The following is a 19,368-nucleotide window of genomic DNA, read 5'->3' as shown; positions in this document are numbered from 1 at the left end:
GCCACAGTTAACCTTTGCGCGCAGTGAGCCAAGGGAGGGGGTTGATGGGCTGGCCATCCTGGCGCAGCTCCACATAAAGGCTGGGTCCGTCCGAGTCGTCCATCACACCGACCGGTTCGCCTGCCAGGATTCGTTGGCCAACGACCGCGTCGATCCGGTTCATCCCGGACAGCAGGGTATGATAGCCGCCGCTGTGTTCCATGATCAAGAGTTGCCCATACCCCCGGAAAGAGCCCGCAAAAGCGACCACACCGTCTGCGACGGCAACGACCTGGGCGCGCGGGCGTGTTTTAAGGACCAAACCTTTCTGAGTTGGGCCAGTCCCGTCGGTTTGTCCATAGTGAGAGGTAATTTGTCCACGGGCGGGCAAGGGCATCTGCCCACGGAGTTCTTCAAAACTCCGCAGTTTCTGGGATTTCCCATGCGCCGGGGCAGGCGACGTGACCACCGAGGCGGTCTGAAGCTCTGCCGCTGGTTCGCTGGCCCGTGGGGTTTCAGCCGGATCCGACGGCGGGGTCGGTTCGGCCTTGGGGGCTTCGGCCCTGGCCGGGTCCACTTTGACAGGGTCCGCTTTGGCAACCACGGGTTCCGGCGGTTTGGGGGCCGCAGGCTTGCTGGTCAGCAGGGCGGCCACCCGTCGGGCTTCCTCCTGCTGACGCTTGCGCTCTTCGTCTTCCCGCCGCTTGCGCTCGACCTCCAGCCGATCCAGCAGATCGCGCATCGACGATGCACTGGCCGCCAGATCCTCGGCCCGTTTGGTGGCGGCATCGCTGGCCTCAAGGGTCGATTTCTGCAGGGTCTGTTTGCGGGTCAGCAGGTCATTCAGACGGGTCTGCTGTTTGGTCAGCTTGGCCCCTTCGCGGGCAATGTCGCGGCGCTGAGAGGAAATCTGCTTGCGCAGGGCCAACAGCTCCTGCAACTGGCCGCGCAGGGTTCCGGCCATGTCGTGCAATTGCGGGACCGCCGAACGCAACAAAATGGCCGAACGAATGGCATCGGCGGCTGGCATCGGCTGCACCAACAGGGCTTCGGGCGGGCGCATGGCCTGCCGTTCGAGGGCCGTCAGCACCTCCAGCAACTGGGTATCGCGGCTGGACAGCTCGTTGCGCAGGGTCTTTTCCCGCTCGCTCAGGCCACTCAGGCGACCTTCCAGATCGGACAGGTTTTCTTCAGTGTCCTGGGCGGCTCCGGCGGCGCTGATCAGCTCCTGCTGCAAGCTGTCGATCTCTTGCGCCAGGGCCTCGGCCTTGGCTTGCAGGGCTTTTTGTTCCTGACGGCTTTCTTCCAGCTTTTTTTCCACCGCCTTCAGATCGCGTTCGGAAACAGCTTTGGACAGCCGTTCCATCTCCTCGTTGCTCATCGGGGCAGAGGCCGGAGCGGGGGCCGGTTTGGCCTCGGGTTTGGCCTCGGGTTTTGCCTCTGGCTTGGGGTCGGCCTTGTCTTCGCTTTTGATTTCTGGCTTGGCTTCCGGGGCCGGAGGCAGATCCGCCGGAGGCTTGGGCATCGGGCTCTGGACCGCCGACGGCGACGCCGCCCACAGCGGCGGGAAAGACAGCAGCAGCAGCGCCATCCCCAGCATCACCCCAGCGCCAACGGCCCGGCAGGACACGCCTTGCCGGGCCATCGTCTGCCAACCCCTCAGGCCAGCATCATGTCGCAGGTGGTCAGCCACCCGCCCGTGCCAGCAGCGACGCACCGGTCATTTCCGCCGGTTGCGGCAGGCCGACCAGCTCCAGCACCGTCGGGGCCAGATCGGCCAGACGTCCCGGATGGAGCGCCGTCACCGTCTGCGGGCCATTGACCAGCACCGCATAGACCTTGCCGACGGTGTGCTGGGTGTACGGTTCGCCGGTTTCCGGGTCTTTCATCAGCTCGGCGTTGCCATGGTCGGCGGTGACGATCATCACCCCGCCCGCCGCCTTCAGCGCCTGTTCCAGCCGCCCGAGCGAAGCATCAATGGTTTCCGCCGCCTTCATGGCGGCAGACATGATGCCGGTGTGGCCAACCATGTCACCGTTGGCAAAGTTGACAATGATCACGTCATAGGTGCCAGCCTCGATCGCCGCCACCAGCTTGTCGGTGACTTCGGGGGCCGACATTTCGGGTTGCAGGTCGTAGGTGGCAACCTTCGGGCTGGGGATCAGGATACGGTCTTCGCCGGGGAAAACCGTCTCTTCGCCACCGTTGAAGAAAAATGTTACGTGTGCGTATTTTTCCGTTTCGGCGATGCGCAACTGACGCAGACCGGCCTTCGACACCACTTCGCCCAGAATGCCGCTCAACTGCTCGGGGCCGAACAGCACGTCGAGAAAGCGGTTATGGTCGCGCGAATATTCGGTCAGAGACAGGGCCGCCGCAGCCTTGAACCGGCGGCTGCGCTCAAAGCCGTCAAAGCTGTCATCCAGCAGGGCCTGCGAGATTTCCCGCGCCCGGTCGGCGCGGAAGTTGGCAAACAGGATGCCGTCGCCATCGACCATCCCGGCATAGTCGCCAATCACCGTCGGCAGGACGAATTCATCGCTCTTGTCGGCAGCATAGCTGGCATCAATCGCCGCAATCGGGTTGGCGGCGGTCGGCCCGTTGGCGTCCAGCCCCTTGACCATCGCGTCATGGGCCAGCACCACCCGCTCCCAGCGCTTGTCGCGGTCCATGGCGTAATAGCGGCCCGAGACGGTGGCAATCGACAGCTTGGGAATGTCGCGGGTGTCCTTCAGGAACTCCTCGACAAAGCCCTTGGCACTCTTTGGCGGGGTGTCGCGGCCATCAAGGAAGGCATGGACCTTCACCGGAATGCCTTCGGCGGCCAGCACCGCCGCCAGCGCCGCCATGTGCTTTTGATGCGAGTGGACGCCGCCGGGGCTGAGCAGTCCCAGCAGATGCGCCGCGCCGCCGCTGGCCTTCAGGGCGTCAATGAAGCGGCGGAGCGCCGGTTCACGGGCCACCGAACCATCGGCGCAGGCAGCATCAATGCGGGGCAGGTCCTGCATCACCACCCGGCCCGCCCCGATGTTCATGTGACCGACCTCGGAATTGCCCATCTGGCCGTCCGGCAGGCCGACATCCAGACCAGAGGTCTCGATCAGCGACCACGGACAATCGTTCAGCAAACGGTCCCACACGGGGGTGTTCGCCTGGGCGATGGCGTTGTCTTGCGGGTCCGGGCGATAGCCCCACCCATCAAGAATACACAGGACAACCGGCTTGGCAGCACGCGAAACAGGGGCAGTGGTCATGGAAAAAGGCCTATGGGTTGGCGTGATACGAGTGTGCCTCACTATAGGCAATGCGGCAAAAAATGCGAGGGCCGATCCCCCGGCAGGTGGTGCTTTTCTTGCGGGATGCGAGTCCGACCCGGCGCACAGAGGCGGTGGGAGCAGGACAGCATAAAGTTCTTTTAATCGGGTATCATTTCGACGATTTGCCTGAGGACGGGGGGCAAGTCGTTTGATATAAAGCCCGCTCCTGCAACCCGCCAGAAAGAGATGCTGATCATGGATACCCTTCCTCCCTGCCCGCAGTGCGGCAGCGCCTATGCCTATCAGGATGGCCAGATGCTGATTTGCCCGGAATGCGCCCATGAATGGGACCCGGCCCAGACGCCTGCCGCCGCCGATGGCGCGCTGGTGGTCAAGGATGCCAACGGCAACCTGCTGGCCGACGGGGATACCGTCACCGTGCTGAAAGATCTGAAGGTCAAAGGCTCGTCGCAGGTGCTGAAGGCCGGGACCAAGGTCAAGGGCATCCGGCTGGTCGATAGTGACCACAACATCGACTGCAAGATTCCCGGTATCGGGGCGATGGGCCTGAAGTCGGAATTCGTCAAGAAGGCATAAGGCAGGCTATCGTACACGACAAAAAGAAAACAAGACCATGGAGCGCTGCTCCATACCTCGTTGGGGCCAGTCGGCCCCAAACCCCATTCCTTTGATCATAAAAGAAAAAATGGGGGTTCGAGGGCATTAGTCCCCGAGCAGCCCAGGCGGCAGCCTGCACCGATGCGACGGACTGTCGTATACTGTGAAAAACCCTGTCGAGGTGTGGAGCGCTGCTCCACGGAAAGACAAGGCCCGCCCCCTGTACAGGGAACGGGCCTTTTTCTTTGTCAACCGACCGCGTAACGAACGCTTACGCGCCGCGGTTTTCGATCAGGTCATCGACCACCGACGGATCGGCAAGGGTCGAGGTATCGCCCAGCGCGCCAAAGTCGTTTTCGGCGATCTTGCGCAGGATACGGCGCATGATCTTGCCCGAACGGGTCTTCGGCAGGCCCGGAGCCCACTGAATGACGTCCGGCGAGGCGATCGGACCGATTTCGGTACGGACCCAGCCCACCAGTTCCTTGCGCAGGGCGTCGGTCGGTTCTTCGCCCGCCACCAGAGTCACATAGGCATAGATGCCCTGGCCCTTGATGTCGTGCGGATAGCCCACCACCGCCGCTTCGGCGACCTTGGCATGAGCAACCAGCGCGGATTCGATTTCGGCGGTGCCCATGCGGTGACCGGACACGTTGATCACGTCATCGACGCGGCCAGTGATCCAGTAGTAGCCATCTTCATCGCGACGGCAGCCGTCACCGGTGAAGTAATAGCCCTTGTAGGTGGTGAAGTAGGTCTGCACAAAGCGTTCATGGTCGCCATAAACGGTGCGCATCTGGCCCGGCCAGCTGTCGGCAATGCACAGGTTGCCTTCGGTGGCACCGCTCAGTTCGTTGCCTTCGGCATCGACCAGCAGCGGCTGGACGCCAAAGAACGGACGGGTGGCCGAACCCGGCTTCAGGGCGGTCGCGCCCGGCAGCGGGGTGATCAGGATGCCGCCGGTTTCAGTCTGCCACCATGTGTCGACGATCGGGCACCGGCCTTCACCGACGACGTTGTAGTACCACATCCAGGCTTCCGGATTGATCGGCTCGCCGACCGACCCCAGAATGCGCAGGGACTTGCGGCTGGACTTCTTCACCGGCTCTTCGCCTTCGCGCATCAGCGAACGGATGGCGGTCGGGGCGGTGTAGAAGATGTTGACCTGATGCTTGTCGATCACGTCCCAGAAGCGCGAGACGCTCGGGTAGTTCGGGATGCCTTCGAACATCAGCGAGGTCGCACCGTTGGCCAGCGGGCCATAGACGATGTACGAGTGGCCGGTCACCCAACCCACGTCAGCGGTACACCAATAGATTTCGCCGTCCTTGTAATCAAAGACGTACTCATGGGTCATCGAGGCATAGACCAGATACCCGCCCGAGGTGTGCAGCACGCCCTTCGGGCTGCCGGTCGAACCGGAGGTGTAGAGAATGAACAGCGGGTCTTCGGCGTTCATTTCTTCCGGAGCGCACTCGGCAGGCTGGTTGGCGGTGACGTCGTGGTAATAGCTGTCACGGCCTTCGACCATCGGCACCGCACCGCCGGTACGGCGGACGACGATGACGTTTTTCACCGACGGGCAGTCTTCCAGCGCCTTGTCGGCGTTGGTCTTCAGCGGCACCTTGCGACCACCGCGCAGACCTTCGTCGGCGGTGATGACCATCACGCATTCCGAGTCCTTGATGCGGCTGCCCAGCGAGTCGGGCGAGAAGCCACCAAAGACGATCGAGTGCACCGCACCAATACGGGCGCAAGCCAGCATCGAGACGGCGGCTTCGGGGATCATCGGCAGATAGATGCAGACGCGATCACCCTTCTTCACGCCCATTTCGCGCATGGCATTGGCCATTTTGCAGACGCGTTCATAGAGGTCGCGGTAGGTGATCTTGGCGTCGTCGTTCGGGTCGTCGCCTTCCCAGATGATGGCGACCTGATCACCACGGGTGGCGAGGTGACGGTCCAGGCAGTTGGCCGCAACGTTCAGGCTGCCGTCATGGAACCACTTGATGTGCACATCATGCGGATCATAGGAGACGTCCTTGACCTGGGTATAGGGCTTGATCCAGTCCAGGCGCTTGCCGTGCTCACCCCAGAATGCGGTGGGGTCCTCGACGGACTGCTTGTACATCGCCTGATACTTGGCATCGTCCACGAGAGCGTTTTTGGCAGTCGCTTCGGGAACGGGAAAAACTTGGGCGTCCATAGACTGTCTCCTTAGATCATCCGCTGGCCTTGTTTTTACGGGGCGGGAAGGCGCACAGATGGGGCCTGTTGACGCAGATGTGTAACATCATTGCGCAAATGACCTCGTAACCTCCCCTTTTCGTCTCTTTTTGGACGATTCGGCGCAATATTAGATCAAAGCGTGTCCTGCTGTCACGGCTTCAGTTGTATAAAATGCAAAAACCGTATGGGTAGGATGCACTACCCGTATACGCGGGGCAAGCCCTGAAAAAGACCGCCCAAAGGGGTAGGGTACCAAAAACAGGGTGCATTGCCGGTTCGCAGACGCACCAAACCAACCCGGTCGCAAGGCATCAGCCGGGGAAAAGATCACCATTCACGGGAGGAAAGAGCCGGTATTTCAAAGAAGTAGAGCACCATTCGCCGGACAGGTCCAGCGTCCTGTGCTTACGGTTTGCCAGAGGGTGCCGCAGGGGCAGCCGGAGCTGGTGCGGGCGACGGGGCCGGACAAGTGTCCGTTGCAACGGCAGCCATCCAGCGGGCCAGTGTAGCACTGATCGCTTCGGCGCTATAGGGCACCGGAACTTCCTGGTCGCGGGGGAACTCGGGGATATCCTTGTGGGTCATCGACAGGACTGTCACCTCGGGCGGGGTGCGGGTCAGGTCGTAAAAAACCTCCAGACGCGGATAGGGATCACCGCCGGAAAAGTCATCCGCCCCAAAGGTGATGGCATAGCCCGGAGCATTGAACAGACTGCGGACCTGCCGAGCCGGTTTGCCGCGATAGCACAGGGTTTCATGGGCTAACGCCTGTTCGACAGCCCGGTTGGCCGGAGCAGGCAGCGTCGAGGGAGCAGGCATGGTCAGCCCCTGCACCGAGGCAATCACCGCCTTGGCCGGTGGCGGCGCTTCGCTTTCCGGCGGGCTTTCCTCGTCGGTCTTGATCTTGCGCGCCTTGGGGTCAACCTGGGCGGCCTTTTCAACCACCTGCTTTTCCGCCACCGGACCGACACGGGTCAGCGGCACAGACCGCTCGGCCTTCGCAGCATCGGGAGCAGAAGAGCTTCCTTTGGTCATGCCAGGCAAGTACACAATCGCTGCAATCACGGCGGAGATAACAACCACCGAGGCCAGACAGCCAATCATGCCTTTTGTATCATCATCCATCGGCGCGTTTTACTCTGTTTTATGCTGATACCGGGGAACCCTTGGATCAGAAGAACTATACCCGCCTTTGGTACGCTTGTCCTGCGGCTTTCAGGCATCGAGATTTATGATGCCGTTCTGCTCATGAATGGCAACAGACTCGAGAAAGCGCCCGAAACAGGGGCCGTGGGTGCATTCTCCGCTGACCGGGTTAAACAACGCCTTGTGCATCGCGCACATCAGCGCCGTCCGCTCAGGATTCCAGAACCCCTCCGGCTGCCAGTTCAGGGGAACGCGCAGATGGGGACACAGGTTGCGATAGGCGCGCACCTGTCCCTGATGGCGCAGAACAATCAGTGACTGCGGATCACCTGCACTACCGGGGAGGGGAATCTCTCTGGCAATCCCCTCGGGCAACTCAGCGGAGGGCAGCAGGGGATGCGGCATCGGTCAGACCTCCGGCAAGATCGAGGATGATCGCCCACGCCTCCGCATCAATCGGCACCACCGACAGGCGCGACTGACGCAGCAGGGCCAGATGGGCCAGACGCGGATCGGCCTTGATCTGTGCCAGCGTCACCGGGCGCACAAGGGCGGAGTCGGCCCGCATCCCGACCACCCCGAACCGGCCTGTCACATCCTCCGGGTCCGGACTCCACGGCGCGGTGACGGTCAGCACCCCAATCGCTGCCCGCTGGCTCTGGCTGTGGTAGAACAACGCCTGATCACCGATCACCATCGCCTTCATATAGCCGTTGGCCTGATGATTGCGCACGCCGTCCCACGGGGCGGTGCCCGCGCGGCAATGATCATCCCACGACCAGCATTCGGGTTCGGACTTGACCAGCCAGAAGGCCATGGTGACTCCTGTGGTATGCGGACGCACAGAGGCACCTTGCCTCTGTGCGTCCACAAAGACGTTACGCCGCTGGCAGAACCTTCTTGAACGGCTTGACGGTCGAGCTGGCAAACAGACCGGCCTTGGCATAGGGGTCTTCGGCGGCCCATGCCTGCGCGGCGGCAAGGTCGGGGAAATCGACCACCACCAGCGACCCAATCATCGTTTCGCCATCGTCAGACAGCAGCGGACCGGCCAGAAACAGCGAGTCGCCCAGTGCCTTGAGGAATTCGACGTGCGCCGGACGATTGTCCAGACGGATCTGCAAAGCGCCCGCGTTGTCGAGATTGTAAACTGCAAACAGTGCCATGGGAGTGTCTCTCTCTTTTCAAGAACGCCGGAGTCCCGGCAAACAGGTCATCACCGGCCTCGATCGCCAGTGATCAGTGTTCCAGTTCGACGCGGAACGGACGCGACAGCAGGGCGGCAACCACCTGTTCCACATCGGCCCCGCGATTGAGGATCGCATCGACCGCCTGACAGATCGGCATGTCAACGCCCAGTTGTTCCGCAAGAGCAACGACGGCAGCGGCAGTGAACACCCCTTCGGTGACGGCTTTGCGTCCGGCAAGAATCGCGCTCAGGCTTTTGCCTTCCCCCAGCGCAAAACCGAGCGAAAAATTGCGCGACTGCATCGAGGTCGCGGTCAGCAACAGGTCGCCCATCCCCGACAGACCCATGAACGTCCCCGGCAGCCCGCCCTTGGCGACGCCCAGACGGGTGATTTCAGCCAACCCACGGGTCAGCAGGGCGGCGCGGGCATTGTCCCCCATCGCCCGCCCTTCGAGCACACCACAGGCGATGGCCAGCACGTTTTTCACTGCGCCGCCAACCTCGGCCCCGATCAGGTCCGCCGACAGATAGGGGCGGAACGACCGGCTGCCAAGGGCACTCAGCAAAGACGTGCCAAGCGCCTGATCCTCGCAGGCCAGCGTCACCGCCGTCGGCAGCCCACGGGCGACTTCGGCGGCAAAGCTGGGACCGGACAAGGCCACCAGCGGCACCGTTGCCGGTAACGTTTCGGCAGCGACTTCGCTCATCAACTGGCCGCTGCCCTGCTCGATCCCCTTGGCACAGATCAACGCCGGAACACCGGGACGCCAGTGCGGGGCCAAAGTGGCACAGGTGGCCCGCAGGTGCTGGGCCGGAACCACCAGCAGCACCGCATCGGCAGCCGCCAGCACCGCCAGCGCATCGGTGGTCGCCCGCAGGGACGGGTCCAGCGGCAGGCCGGGGAGATAGTCGGGATTTTCATGCTGGCCGTTGATGGCGTCGGCGACGGCCTGTTCCCGCGCCCACAGGGTTGTCTGCCGTCCGGCCCGCGTTGCCGCCAGCGCCAGCGCCGTACCCCAGGCGCCTGCTCCGATTACCCCAATCCGTTGCACTGTCTGCTTTCTCCGCTCTCCCGCCCATCGCTGGCCGGGTGAAAATGATCATTCGCCGACATTGAGCAACAAGCCACGCCGCCGCGCAACCCGGAAGGTGTACAAAAACAGTCCACCCAACAGAGACAGATAGCCCAGATCGAGCACCAAGGCTGTCCACCACAGGCTCCAGTCAAAGGTGCCGGTGGTCAAAACGACGCGCATTCCCTCGAAAACGTGCGAGGACGGCAGCCACCAGGCGACGGTTTGCAGCCATCCGGGCAGGGTCGAGATGGGGTAATAAATTCCCGACAGCGGGGCGAGGGCAAAAATCAGCACCCACGCCAGACTCTCCGCCCCCAGCCCAAAGCGCAGGACCAGCGCCGAAACCCCCAGACCGACACTCCAGCCGGTGATCAGCAACAGCAGGAAAAAGCCGACCAGCGGCAGACCCATGGCGAAAATGTTGTAGTGGAACAACGGAATCGCCAACAGCGCCGCTGGCAACAGGCCAATGGTGGTGCGGATGGCGCTCATGGTGATCAGGGCGACGATGAATTCATAGGGGCGCAACGGGCTGACGAACAGGTGTCCGAGATTGCGCGCCCACATTTCTTCCATGAACGACAGCGACAGGCCGAGATTGGCGCGGAACAACACGTCCCACAGCAGCACGGCGGCCAGCAGCGCCCCGGCCGCCTGCACCAGCCATGATGACTGGGTGGTGAAGAACTGGCTGATGAAGCCCCACATCACCATCTGGACCGTCGGCCAATAGGCCATTTCCAGCAGCCGGATCGGGCTGGAGCGCATCACATACAGGTGCCGCAGACACACGGCCCCGACACGATGCCAGGCAAAACCGGACCAGCCGGGAACAAGACCTCTGCTCATTGGGCGGGTCCGCCTTTTTCCTGTCCACGGGCGATATCGAGAAAGACATCTTCCAGATTGGTGCGGCCATAGCGTTCGGTCAGCTCGGACACGCTGCCACGGTCAAAAATCCGCCCCTGCCGCATCATCAAAACCTGCGAGCACAGGCGTTCGACCTCGGCCATGTTGTGCGAGGCGAGGAACAGCGTGGCTCCCGTTTCCGCAGCGTAACGGCTGAGGTAGCCGCGAATCCAGTCGCCGCTGTCCGGGTCAAGGCTGGCCGTCGGTTCGTCGAGGATCAACAGGCGCGGGCGATTGATCAGCGCCTTGGCCAAAGCAACACGGGTTTTCTGTCCGGCAGACAGGCGGCTGGTCCGGCGGGTGACAAACGCGCCCAGCTCCAGATCCTCGACCATCTCGGCAATCCGCTCCGCCGGTCGGGGCAGGCCGTACAGGCGGGCGTAAATCGTCAGATTCTCGCGGACGGTCAGCCGTCCCGGCAAATCGACATAGGGGCTGGAAAAGTTCACCTGCGCCAGTGCCGCGTAACGGTCGGTGGCCATGTCGTGCCCGAGTAAAGCCACCTGCCCGGACGTCGGCAGCAGCAGGCCCAGCAACATGGCAATGGTGGTGGTCTTGCCCGCCCCGTTGCCCCCCAGCAGGGCGGTGATGCTTCCCTGTGGAACCTCAAAGCTCAGGCCATCAACCACCGGGGTCAGGCTGTAGATCTTGGTCAGATTGTGGACCCGGATTGCCGGGGGACACTCATCAGGCATCATTGCGCCATCACAACAAAAGATAGGGTTTGGTGATGCGGTCGATATAGCGGCCCTGGAACAGGCGAATTCCCTGCCCTTGACCGAACTGCACCGCTTTTTCATCGTCACAGCGGGCCAGAATGATCTTGCCCTGTCCGGTACGGGCCAGCACCGCACTGGCGGCATCGCCCTCGGCGCTGCGCAGGACGTTGGGCAAGTCGTCAGACCATGACAGCTTCATCAGGTCAACCCCCAGCCGGGTCGGATCAACAAACGGCAGGGTGCGCCAGTTCAGGCCATCAACGCACAAGCGATAACCGCGCTGGCGGACAAAATCACGGGCAAAGAAAAAGGCGTTGAGGTCAGCAAAGATGTCTTCGCTGCGCACCTCCAGCACCACCGTACCATGACTGCCGGGCGACAGGCTGTCATCAAAGCGCAGGAAGTCATCCGACAGGATGGTGCTGACATTCAGATTGATCGAAAACCCCTGATTGAGGGTCTTGTCATCGCGACGGGTCAGCATCGCCAGAACCCGGCGGTCCAGGGTCTGGGTCAGGTGCTGGAACAGCCAGGGATTCGAGGCCAGATCGACATGCGGCAACATCGTTTCGCGCAGGTCATTGATCGACACGAACACTTCGGTAAACACCGGGTCCGGGGCGGCCCGCCCGACCATCGCACAGACGGCCTGCCGGCGGATATGGCTGGAGAGGTCGGCCCCCATCAGGGCACTCTCAACGCGGGACAGCATGGCCGCCGTCAAGGGCGCTCCCCGCCGGATGGAACCGGGGTCGCTGTTCTGCCGCAAATGCCGTCGCGGGGTCCCCATGCTGGGGGCGCGGTGGCTTTGCACCAGTTGCTGGATGTCCTTCAGCAGCAGGCCATGGTCGTTGTCCAGGCGATACCAGGTGGCAAGAGAGTCGCTTTCAACGCCATGCGCCGCCGGTTGATCCATCAGCGGGTCATGGGCGAACAGGAACCGCACCTTGACCAGCGCCGCCCGCACGGAATCAGCCGAGGTGATCGAAAATGACACCACAAAGTCATTGTTGCGCAGCCAGTAAAAGCGGACCCCTTCGCGGGTGACCAGACCATTGAAGGTATGCTCGACCGCGTGCAGGGTGTGATCGGCCAGATTGTCCGGCTTCATCCGCGACAGGTGCCCGCGCACGACCCAGCGGCCTTTGGTATTGGCACTCAAGCGCTTGATATCGTGGAGCAGGCGCTTTTCATCGACCACCCCCTTGGGATGTTCGGGGGGGCCACTGCTGCGCCGGGCCGGGGTCAACGGGGGTGGCGTCTGCTTCTCGCTCATCATCGCCCCCGTGCTCACTGGGTCCGGCGCCGGGACGGCGCAGACAAAACCTGAACCTGATCCAGCCAGGGCATGTTGGGGCATTCGCTGCGGCGGCGCCCCATGACCGAGGTGCGCCGGATGATGCAATCCCGCAGGATGCACTGGCTGGATGAGGGACATTGCTGCATCGTAACCGTTCCCAGAATGGCATCCATATAGCGCCCTTGAAAGGCGGTCATGCCATTGGCCAGCCCCCAACTCATCGCCTGTTCGGATTCGCAGCGGGACAGAATAACCCGCTCGGCCCCCAGCCCGCTGACCAGATCGGCCAGACCTTCGCCCTTGCGGGGATGCTGGGGGGCCGCCAGATCGGCTGCCCACAGGATTTTCACAAAGTCCGGGTCAAGCAGCGACATGTCCATCGCCCCCAGCATCGCCGGACTCAGGCCATCGATCAGGATGCCATGGCCGTTATGGCGCAACAGGTCGCGGGTCGACTGATAGGCCGCCAGATTGGTGAAAATATCGATCACCTGCACTTCGGCGATCACTTTCTGCCCGGGCTTCAGGACATTCAGCAGGCCCCGGAACTCGCGGCTGTCGATGCTTTCCAGATTCAGGTTCAGGCTGATGGCAGCCGGACGGGCCAGCACCGGGGCCTGCGGCAAGACCGCCAGCAGGGCGGCGTCAAGGGTGCGGGAGAAATCCTGAAACAGCCAGCGATCGGCAAAGATATCCTTGCCGGGGGCGATGGAATCGCGCACCTCGGTGATGCCGACGGTGATTTCCTCGAACATGATTTCGGCGCTTTGCCTGGGCCGCAAGCGGATGCAGGGCTGGCGGCGCAGCATCGGACGAATGTTCAGGGCCAGCACCTTGTCGCGCAACTGATCGAGGTCACTGGGGCTGAGCGGTTCCGGCGGTGCCGGAGTTCCGAGACGCTGCTTGCGCAGGATTTCGGCGGCCTCCAGCAGGTTGCGCACCACCATTTCCAGCTCGGAAAAATCAACCTCATAGGCATACCACGTCACGAACGGGTCAATGCCATCATCAAAGTCGTCAAAGGTCAGGGGATCATTATCGAACAGCGAGCGGACCCGGTGGACGATGTTGTCCACCTGATTTTCCGGCATGTCCCGCCCGAGGACAAAGATGTCCCCGTTCGACAACAGAAAGACTTGCAGATTGTGGCTGATTTCCAGCGGGGCAAACAGGCGTGAGGCGATTTTCAGGCGGCTGCCGGGGCGATTGCTGGGCAACAGCTGGGACAAATGCAATTGCACCGCCGTCCGGCCCGCAGGGGTCCGTCCACCACGCTCGATGGTATCCAGCAACTCCCGTTCCGCACGGGTGGGGTCTCGTTCCTGCAACATCATGGCCCACGATATACTCACTGGGAATATCCAACCCTAAAAAGGCTATAAAGGAAAGGCTTCAGCGCCATTCAGGCTGAAATTTCACCAGCCGGACCCATTCTGTTCCAACTGCTTTCCGGCCGCGGCAAAGGTGACAACATCCCTTGGCGAACCAGAGTCGCTGGTGGTAGTGTACCGTCATCATGACAGAAACACACTCGCGCCTGGCGTCTGCCGTCCCCCTGTTCACCACCGCACAGGTCCTGTGTGTTGGTGATATCATGCTGGATCGTTTTGTCTATGGGGTGGTGGACCGCATCAGCCCCGAGGCTCCCATACCCGTGGTCCGCGTCACCCGTGAAACCGCCATGCTTGGCGGGTCGGGCAACGTGGTTCGCAATCTGGTCGGACTGGGGGCAAAGGTGCAATTCCTGTCGCTGGTCGGCGATGATGCTGCCGCCAGCGAAGTCGCCACCATGCTGGGGGCCTTGCCGAACGTGGTTCCGATGCTGGAAGTCGAGCAGGGACGGGCCACCTCGATCAAGACCCGCTACATCGCCGGATCGCAGCAGCTGCTGCGCGCCGATCAGGAAACCATCCGCCCGCTGACCGCCCACCACGAAGCCACCCTGATTGCCAACGCCGAAGCCATTCTCAGTGGCAGCACCGGCGCGGCCTGTACGGTGGTGATCCTGTCCGACTATGGCAAGGGTGTTCTGACCCCGCTGGTGATCCAGAAGATCATCGCTGCCGCCCGACAGGCTGGCGTGCCGGTGATCGTTGACCCCAAGGGGCGCGACTACAGCCTGTATGCAGGCGCAACGCTGGTCACCCCGAACCGGAAAGAGCTGACCGAGGCCAGCGATTTGCCAACCGGCAATGATGATGACGTGATTGCCGCCGCCCGGGTGATTATTGAGCGCTGTGGTATTGCCGGGGTGCTGGCAACGCGCAGTCAGGACGGCATGACGCTGGTGACCGGCGATGAGCTGTCCCCCGCCGGGCAAGTTCATCACCTGCCCGCCGAAGCGCGCGAAGTGTTTGACGTGTCAGGCGCCGGTGACACCGTTATTGCCACCATGGGGGCCGCGATGGCCGCCGGGCTGGATCTGGTGGATTCGGCCTATCTGGCCAATATCGCCGCCGGGATTGTGGTCGGCAAGGTGGGAACTGCAGCGGTTCATGCCGACGAGCTGGTGACCGCCCTGCATCATCAGGATCTGGATCAGGCTGAAACCAGGGTTTTGTCACTGGACCAGATGGCGGCACAGGTTGAACGCTGGAAAGCACAAGGCTTGCGGGTCGGTTTTACCAATGGCTGTTTTGACCTGTTGCATCCGGGGCACCTGTCCCTGTTGCGGCAGGCCCGTGCCGCCTGTGACCGGCTGGTGGTCGGGGTCAACGCCGATGCCTCGGTCCGCCGCCTGAAGGGGGAAACCCGGCCCGTGCAAAGCGAAGCCGCCCGCTCGGCGGTGCTGGCCTCGTTGATGATGGTTGATGGTGTACTGATCTTTGGCGAAGATACCCCGCTGGAGGTCATCACCCGGTTGCTGCCGGATGTGCTGGTCAAGGGGGCCGATTATACGGTAGAGACCGTGGTCGGTGCTGATCTGGTGATTGCCAACGGTGGACAGGTGGTTCTGGCCGTACTGGAACCGGGTCAGTCAACCACCAATACCATCCGCCGCATGACGGCAGAGACACTTTAACAGGGGGCACGGGGCGATGCGGCAGGCAGATGGGTGGATCAGGGGAAGCCTCGGCGCGATGGCGCTGGTCGGCATGGCGTTGACCCTCGCCGGGTGTGATGGCACCCGCCAGACAGTTTCCGGGCTGTCGTCCTGTGGCGGAGAGGCGATGCAGGGCTGGATCGGGCAACCGGCCGGACCGCTGGCCAGTCAGCTCCCCGGTGTACGGGTGCTCGACAGCGGCAGCCCGACCACCTATGACTTCCGCCCCGAACGCCTGAACGCCCACGTCAACAGCGACGGCGTGGTCACCGGCCTCAGCTGCGGCTAGCCCGGCGTGCGTTAGAGCATTTTCAAGTTGACCGTCTCCGGTCAACGGCTCGGAAAATGCGGCACGAAAAATGGCGAGCGTTTTCGCTCGGTGTGAAAACGCTCTAAGTCTGATGCCACAGTACACGACAGTTGGTGGGATCAGTGTGGGCTACCGCCCAAACCCGTTTGGTGGCGATGCCCCCAAGCCCCCATTTTTCTTTCACTATCAAGTCAATGGGGTCCGGGGCCTTAAGGCCCCGGCGAGGTTTGGAGCAGCGCTCCATGATCTTTTTGTTTTTTGTCGTGTCCTGTGGTCTGACTCAGGCACGCTGGTTTAACCTTTTGTTTTATTGCAATGATTTTGCACTCACTGCGTTAGGCCGGACCGGCGTCTTCGGCCCGCACCGGCGGGTTGGGACGGCGGATGTCCCAGCGCTTTTCGATCACCCGCAGTGCAAAGGTCAGCGCATAGATCAGGATCAGGTATAGCACGCCAGCGGCAAGAAACACTTCGACCGGCTTGTAGGTCTTGGCGACCAGCGCACGGGCGACACCGGTCAGGTCCATCAGGGTGATGGTCGAGGCCAGCGCCGAGCTTTTGATCATGAAGATGATTTCGTTGCCATAGGCAGGCAGGCCCATGCGGAAGGCACGCGGCCACAGGATGCGGCGGAAAATCTGCCACCGGCTCAGGCCCAGTGCGCGCCCGGCTTCGATTTCCCCCACCGGCACCGCCTGCATCGAGCCACGGAAAATTTCGGCGCTGTAGGCGCTGGTGTTGAGCGAGAAGGCGATGATGGCGCACCAATAGGCCTCGCGCAGGATCGGCCACAGCAGCTCATTCTCCCGCACCCACGCAAAACCGCTGAGGCCGTAATAGATCAGAAAAATCTGCACCAGCAGCGGCGTGCCACGGAAAAAGAAGATATAGCCACCCGACAACCAGCGCAGCAGCCGCGAGCGGGCGGTGCGGGCAACGGCCATCGGCAGGGCGATGCAAAAGCCGATGACACCCGACAGGGCAATCAGTTCCGCCGTCAGTCCGGCCCCGCTGAGCAGTTTGGGCAGGCTGCGCCAAATCAGATCAACCGAAAAGTCCATGGTCGTCTCCTGTATTTCCGGTCGTTTAGAGCGTTTTGCGTTCTCTCTCGATCGCTCAAAATGCTCTAATGTATTGTATTTTCAGCAAATGTGTCGTCGCAGATGAGCCCATCTGCTCGGGATTTGCCCTAAGCGCGGCGCACGCCACGGTTGGCGCGCTGTTCCAGACGGGCCAGAACGGCGGTGGTGATAGCGGTCAGGGTCAGGTACATCACCGCCGCGATGGCGTAAAAGGTAAAGGTGTCGCGGGTGGCCCCACGGGCGATATCGGCCTGACGCATCAGGTCGGACACCCCGATCATCGACACCAGCGCGGTATCTTTCAGCAACACCAGAAACAGGTTGCCAAGGCCGGGCAGGGCATAGCGCATCACCTGCGGCATCACCAGCCGCCAGAAGATTTTCCGCCGGGACAGGCCCAGTGCCAGACCGGCTTCGACATGGCCCTGCGGGATGGCCTGAATGGCCCCGCGAAAGACTTCGGTGGCATAGGCGCCAAAAGTGGTCGCCAGAGCCAGACTGCCCGCGATGAACGGCGGCACATCGACATAGGTTCCGCCGCCGATGGTGGCGGTCAGCACCGCAGCCCCGGCAAAGTAAACGATCAGCACCACCAGAAATTCCGGCAGGCCCCGGAACAGGGTGGTGTAGACCTCGGCCAGCCAGCGCAGGGCGGCGACCTCGGACAGCTTGGCGACGGCCCCGGCCAGCCCCAGCATCAGCCCGACAGCGCAGGCGGTGACGGCGACCTCGACCGTTACCAGGACTCCTTCGAGCAACAGGGGACCAAAACCGTGCAAATCCATGATCGGCTCCGCAAAAAACAAACCGGCAGAGCCTCGCCATCCGGTGGGGCCCTGCCTGTTCTGGCATGATATATCCGGGGCTTAGTAGATGCTGAACGGGAAATACTTGGCGTTCAGCTTGTCATAGGTGCCGTTCTTGCGAATGGCCTCCAGCGCAGCGTTCATCTTGTCGCGCAAGGCGGTGTCGTCCTTGCGCAGGGCAATGCCGATCTTGTCGTCGTCATAGACCGGCGAGCCCTTGAACTCAAAGCCCTTGCCCGCGTCGCTGTTCAGCCAGCCATAGGTGACATAGACGTCGTTGATCACCAGATCCAGACGGCCCGAAGCGAGGTCGAGGAAGGCTTCTTCCTGCGTGCCGTACAGCTTCACCTCGACGCCGGGCATGTGCTCTTCCATCCACGAGGCCGAGATGGTGGAGCGCTGGGCACCGATGGTCTTGCCCTTCAGGCCGTCCTTGGTCAGGGTGAAGTCCTTGCCCTTGGGGGCAACGAACTGCAGCTTGTTGGAATAGTAGGGGTTGGTGAAGGCCACCGCTTCCTTGCGTTCCGGGGTGATCGACATCGAGGCGATAATCGCATCGTATTTCTTGGCCAGCAGGCCCGGAATGATGCCGTCCCAATCCTGGGTGACGACTTCGCATTCCACCTTCATTTCGGCGCACAGGGCCAGACCGATATCCACGTCGAAGCCCTGCGGCTTGCCGGCGCTGTCGATGGTGTTGAACGGAGGGAAAGCGCCTTCGGTGGCCAGACGCACCTTTTCAGCGGCCTGAGCGGCGGTGCTCCCGGCAACGGCCGCCGAAACGGCAACGGCGGCGGCGAGGGTCAGGGCGGAGAGTTTGAAAGCTTTCACGGGAGCGGCTCCTGAGTTGCGTTAAAGGAAAATCGCCCCGGACAGAGGTCGGGGGCGACGCTGAAAAGCAGGATCAATGCAGATGGCTGGCCAGAAACTGGCGCAGGCGCGGCGAGGTCGGGTCCTTGAAAATCTGCTCGGGCGCCCCCTGCTCCTCGATCCGTCCCTGATGCAGGAACACGACCTGCGAGGACACGTCGCGGGCAAAGCCCATTTCGTGGGTGACGATCAGCATGGTGCGACCTTCTTCGGCCAGGCTGCGCATGACGCCCAGCACTTCGACCACCAGTTCCGGGTCCAGGGCCGAGGTCGGCTCATCAAACAGAATCACTTGCGGTTCCATCGCCAGCGCACGGGCAATCGCCGCCCGCTGCTGCTGGCCACCGGACATGTGCGAGGGGTATTCGTGGCGCTTGTGGGCGATGCCGACCTTGGCCAGCAGGCTTTCGGCCATCTCGGTGGCTTCGGCCCGGCTCAGGCCCTTGACCTGCATCGGTGCTTCGATGACGTTTTGCAGGATGGTCATGTGCGGCCACAGGTTAAAGCTCTGGAACACGAATCCCAGCTTTGCCCGCAGGCGCTGAAGCTGCCGTTCGTCGGTGACGGCAGCCCCCTTGCGACCGCTTTTGACCTGCACCGCCTCGCCGCTCAGGCGGACCGTGCCCCGGTCGGGGGTTTCCAGAAAGTTGATGCAGCGCAGAAAGGTGCTTTTGCCCGAGCCAGACGAGCCGATCAGAGAGATCACATCCCCGTCGCGGGCTGTCAGCGAGATTCCTTTCAGAACCTCCAGTCCGCCAAAGCTTTTGTGAATGTCTTCGACGTCGAGGGTGGCGGGGGTGCTGGCAGTCACTGAAACATCCCTGATCTGGCGTGG

At 62.3% G+C, this 19,368-nt stretch carries 19 protein-coding genes; 3 read left to right on the top strand and 16 right to left on the bottom strand.

Annotation, left to right across the window (positions count from 1 at the left end):
* Positions 1 to 7 precede the first annotated feature (7 nt).
* Positions 8 to 1,624, bottom strand: coding sequence for a murein hydrolase activator EnvC family protein (locus BW995_RS05515; protein WP_084194607.1), 1,617 nt, complete (start codon positions 1,622 to 1,624; stop codon positions 8 to 10).
* Positions 1,625 to 1,664: 40 nt separating this feature from the next.
* A complete protein-coding gene (gene gpmI / locus BW995_RS05510; protein WP_076399185.1) occupies positions 1,665 to 3,233 on the bottom strand; it encodes a 2,3-bisphosphoglycerate-independent phosphoglycerate mutase in 1,569 nt (522 codons plus the stop codon).
* Between the two features lie 258 nt (positions 3,234 to 3,491).
* Between gpmI and BW995_RS05505 the strand changes: the two genes are divergently transcribed.
* Positions 3,492 to 3,833 carry a zinc ribbon domain-containing protein YjdM gene (locus BW995_RS05505; protein WP_076399619.1) on the top strand — a complete coding sequence of 114 codons (342 nt, stop codon included), beginning with the start codon at positions 3,492 to 3,494 and terminating at the stop codon, positions 3,831 to 3,833.
* Between the two features lie 292 nt (positions 3,834 to 4,125).
* On the opposite strand, the gene acs is transcribed toward BW995_RS05505, so the two are convergent.
* The 10 genes from acs to BW995_RS05455 form a co-directional block, all read right to left on the bottom strand.
* A complete protein-coding gene (gene acs / locus BW995_RS05500; protein WP_076399184.1) occupies positions 4,126 to 6,060 on the bottom strand; it encodes an acetate--CoA ligase in 1,935 nt (644 codons plus the stop codon).
* A 428-nt stretch (positions 6,061 to 6,488) separates the two neighbouring features.
* Positions 6,489 to 7,208, bottom strand: coding sequence for a hypothetical protein (locus tag BW995_RS05495; RefSeq protein WP_076399183.1), 720 nt, complete (start codon positions 7,206 to 7,208; stop codon positions 6,489 to 6,491).
* Positions 7,209 to 7,298: 90 nt separating this feature from the next.
* Entirely contained in the window at positions 7,299 to 7,634 is a 336-nt protein-coding gene (locus BW995_RS05490; RefSeq protein WP_076399182.1) for a Rieske (2Fe-2S) protein, read from the bottom strand.
* The gene (locus tag BW995_RS05485) at positions 7,606 to 8,046 is read right to left on the bottom strand and encodes an EVE domain-containing protein (protein ID WP_076399181.1); all 441 of its coding nucleotides are present in this window, start codon (positions 8,044 to 8,046) and stop codon (positions 7,606 to 7,608) included. The genes BW995_RS05490 and BW995_RS05485 overlap by 29 nt, the downstream gene beginning before the upstream one ends.
* A 61-nt stretch (positions 8,047 to 8,107) precedes the next feature.
* Positions 8,108 to 8,395 carry a YciI family protein gene (locus BW995_RS05480; protein WP_076399180.1) on the bottom strand — a complete coding sequence of 96 codons (288 nt, stop codon included), beginning with the start codon at positions 8,393 to 8,395 and terminating at the stop codon, positions 8,108 to 8,110.
* A 73-nt stretch (positions 8,396 to 8,468) separates the two neighbouring features.
* A complete protein-coding gene (locus BW995_RS05475) occupies positions 8,469 to 9,470 on the bottom strand; it encodes an NAD(P)H-dependent glycerol-3-phosphate dehydrogenase (protein WP_076399179.1) in 1,002 nt (333 codons plus the stop codon).
* A 48-nt stretch (positions 9,471 to 9,518) separates the two neighbouring features.
* On the bottom strand, positions 9,519 to 10,343 hold the full coding sequence (locus tag BW995_RS05470) for an ABC transporter permease (RefSeq protein ID WP_076399178.1): 825 nt from the start codon (positions 10,341 to 10,343) through the stop codon (positions 9,519 to 9,521).
* The gene (locus BW995_RS05465) at positions 10,340 to 11,101 is read right to left on the bottom strand and encodes an ABC transporter ATP-binding protein (RefSeq protein ID WP_076399177.1); all 762 of its coding nucleotides are present in this window, start codon (positions 11,099 to 11,101) and stop codon (positions 10,340 to 10,342) included. The genes BW995_RS05470 and BW995_RS05465 overlap by 4 nt, the downstream gene beginning before the upstream one ends.
* Before the next feature lie 7 nt (positions 11,102 to 11,108).
* Complete coding sequence (locus BW995_RS05460; protein WP_084194606.1) at positions 11,109 to 12,398, bottom strand: EAL domain-containing protein; 1,290 nt, start codon at positions 12,396 to 12,398, stop codon at positions 11,109 to 11,111.
* Positions 12,399 to 12,412: 14 nt separating this feature from the next.
* Entirely contained in the window at positions 12,413 to 13,774 is a 1,362-nt protein-coding gene (locus tag BW995_RS05455) for an EAL domain-containing protein (protein WP_139332773.1), read from the bottom strand.
* Positions 13,775 to 13,938: 164 nt separating this feature from the next.
* Here BW995_RS05455 and rfaE1 point away from each other — a divergent pair, with 164 nt between their 5' ends.
* On the top strand, positions 13,939 to 15,444 hold the full coding sequence (gene rfaE1 / locus BW995_RS05450; protein ID WP_076399175.1) for a D-glycero-beta-D-manno-heptose-7-phosphate kinase: 1,506 nt from the start codon (positions 13,939 to 13,941) through the stop codon (positions 15,442 to 15,444).
* Positions 15,445 to 15,460: 16 nt separating this feature from the next.
* Entirely contained in the window at positions 15,461 to 15,754 is a 294-nt protein-coding gene (locus BW995_RS05445; RefSeq protein WP_084194605.1) for an I78 family peptidase inhibitor, read from the top strand.
* 356 nt (positions 15,755 to 16,110) lie between these two features.
* Here BW995_RS05445 and BW995_RS05440 read toward each other — a convergent pair whose 3' ends face one another.
* The 4 genes from BW995_RS05440 to BW995_RS05425 all read right to left on the bottom strand — a co-directional run bounded on the left by BW995_RS05440 (position 16,111) and on the right by BW995_RS05425 (position 19,344).
* A complete protein-coding gene (locus BW995_RS05440; RefSeq protein ID WP_076399173.1) occupies positions 16,111 to 16,836 on the bottom strand; it encodes an ABC transporter permease in 726 nt (241 codons plus the stop codon).
* Between the two features lie 128 nt (positions 16,837 to 16,964).
* Positions 16,965 to 17,642 (bottom strand): ABC transporter permease, encoded by a 678-nt coding sequence (locus tag BW995_RS05435; RefSeq protein ID WP_076399172.1) that lies wholly within the window; start codon positions 17,640 to 17,642, stop codon positions 16,965 to 16,967.
* A gap of 81 nt (positions 17,643 to 17,723) precedes the next feature.
* Positions 17,724 to 18,494, bottom strand: coding sequence for an ABC transporter substrate-binding protein (locus BW995_RS05430; RefSeq protein ID WP_076399171.1), 771 nt, complete (start codon positions 18,492 to 18,494; stop codon positions 17,724 to 17,726).
* 73 nt (positions 18,495 to 18,567) lie between these two features.
* Complete coding sequence (locus BW995_RS05425; RefSeq protein ID WP_076399170.1) at positions 18,568 to 19,344, bottom strand: ABC transporter ATP-binding protein; 777 nt, start codon at positions 19,342 to 19,344, stop codon at positions 18,568 to 18,570.
* Between the last annotated feature and the right edge of the window lie 24 nt (positions 19,345 to 19,368).

The sequence above is a fragment of the Insolitispirillum peregrinum genome, from assembly GCF_900156605.1.
Classification (GTDB): Bacteria; Pseudomonadota; Alphaproteobacteria; order Rhodospirillales; family Rhodospirillaceae; genus Insolitispirillum; species Insolitispirillum peregrinum.
Note: the sequence above shows the minus strand (reverse complement) of the source record. Positions and strands in the feature narration are given on the sequence as shown.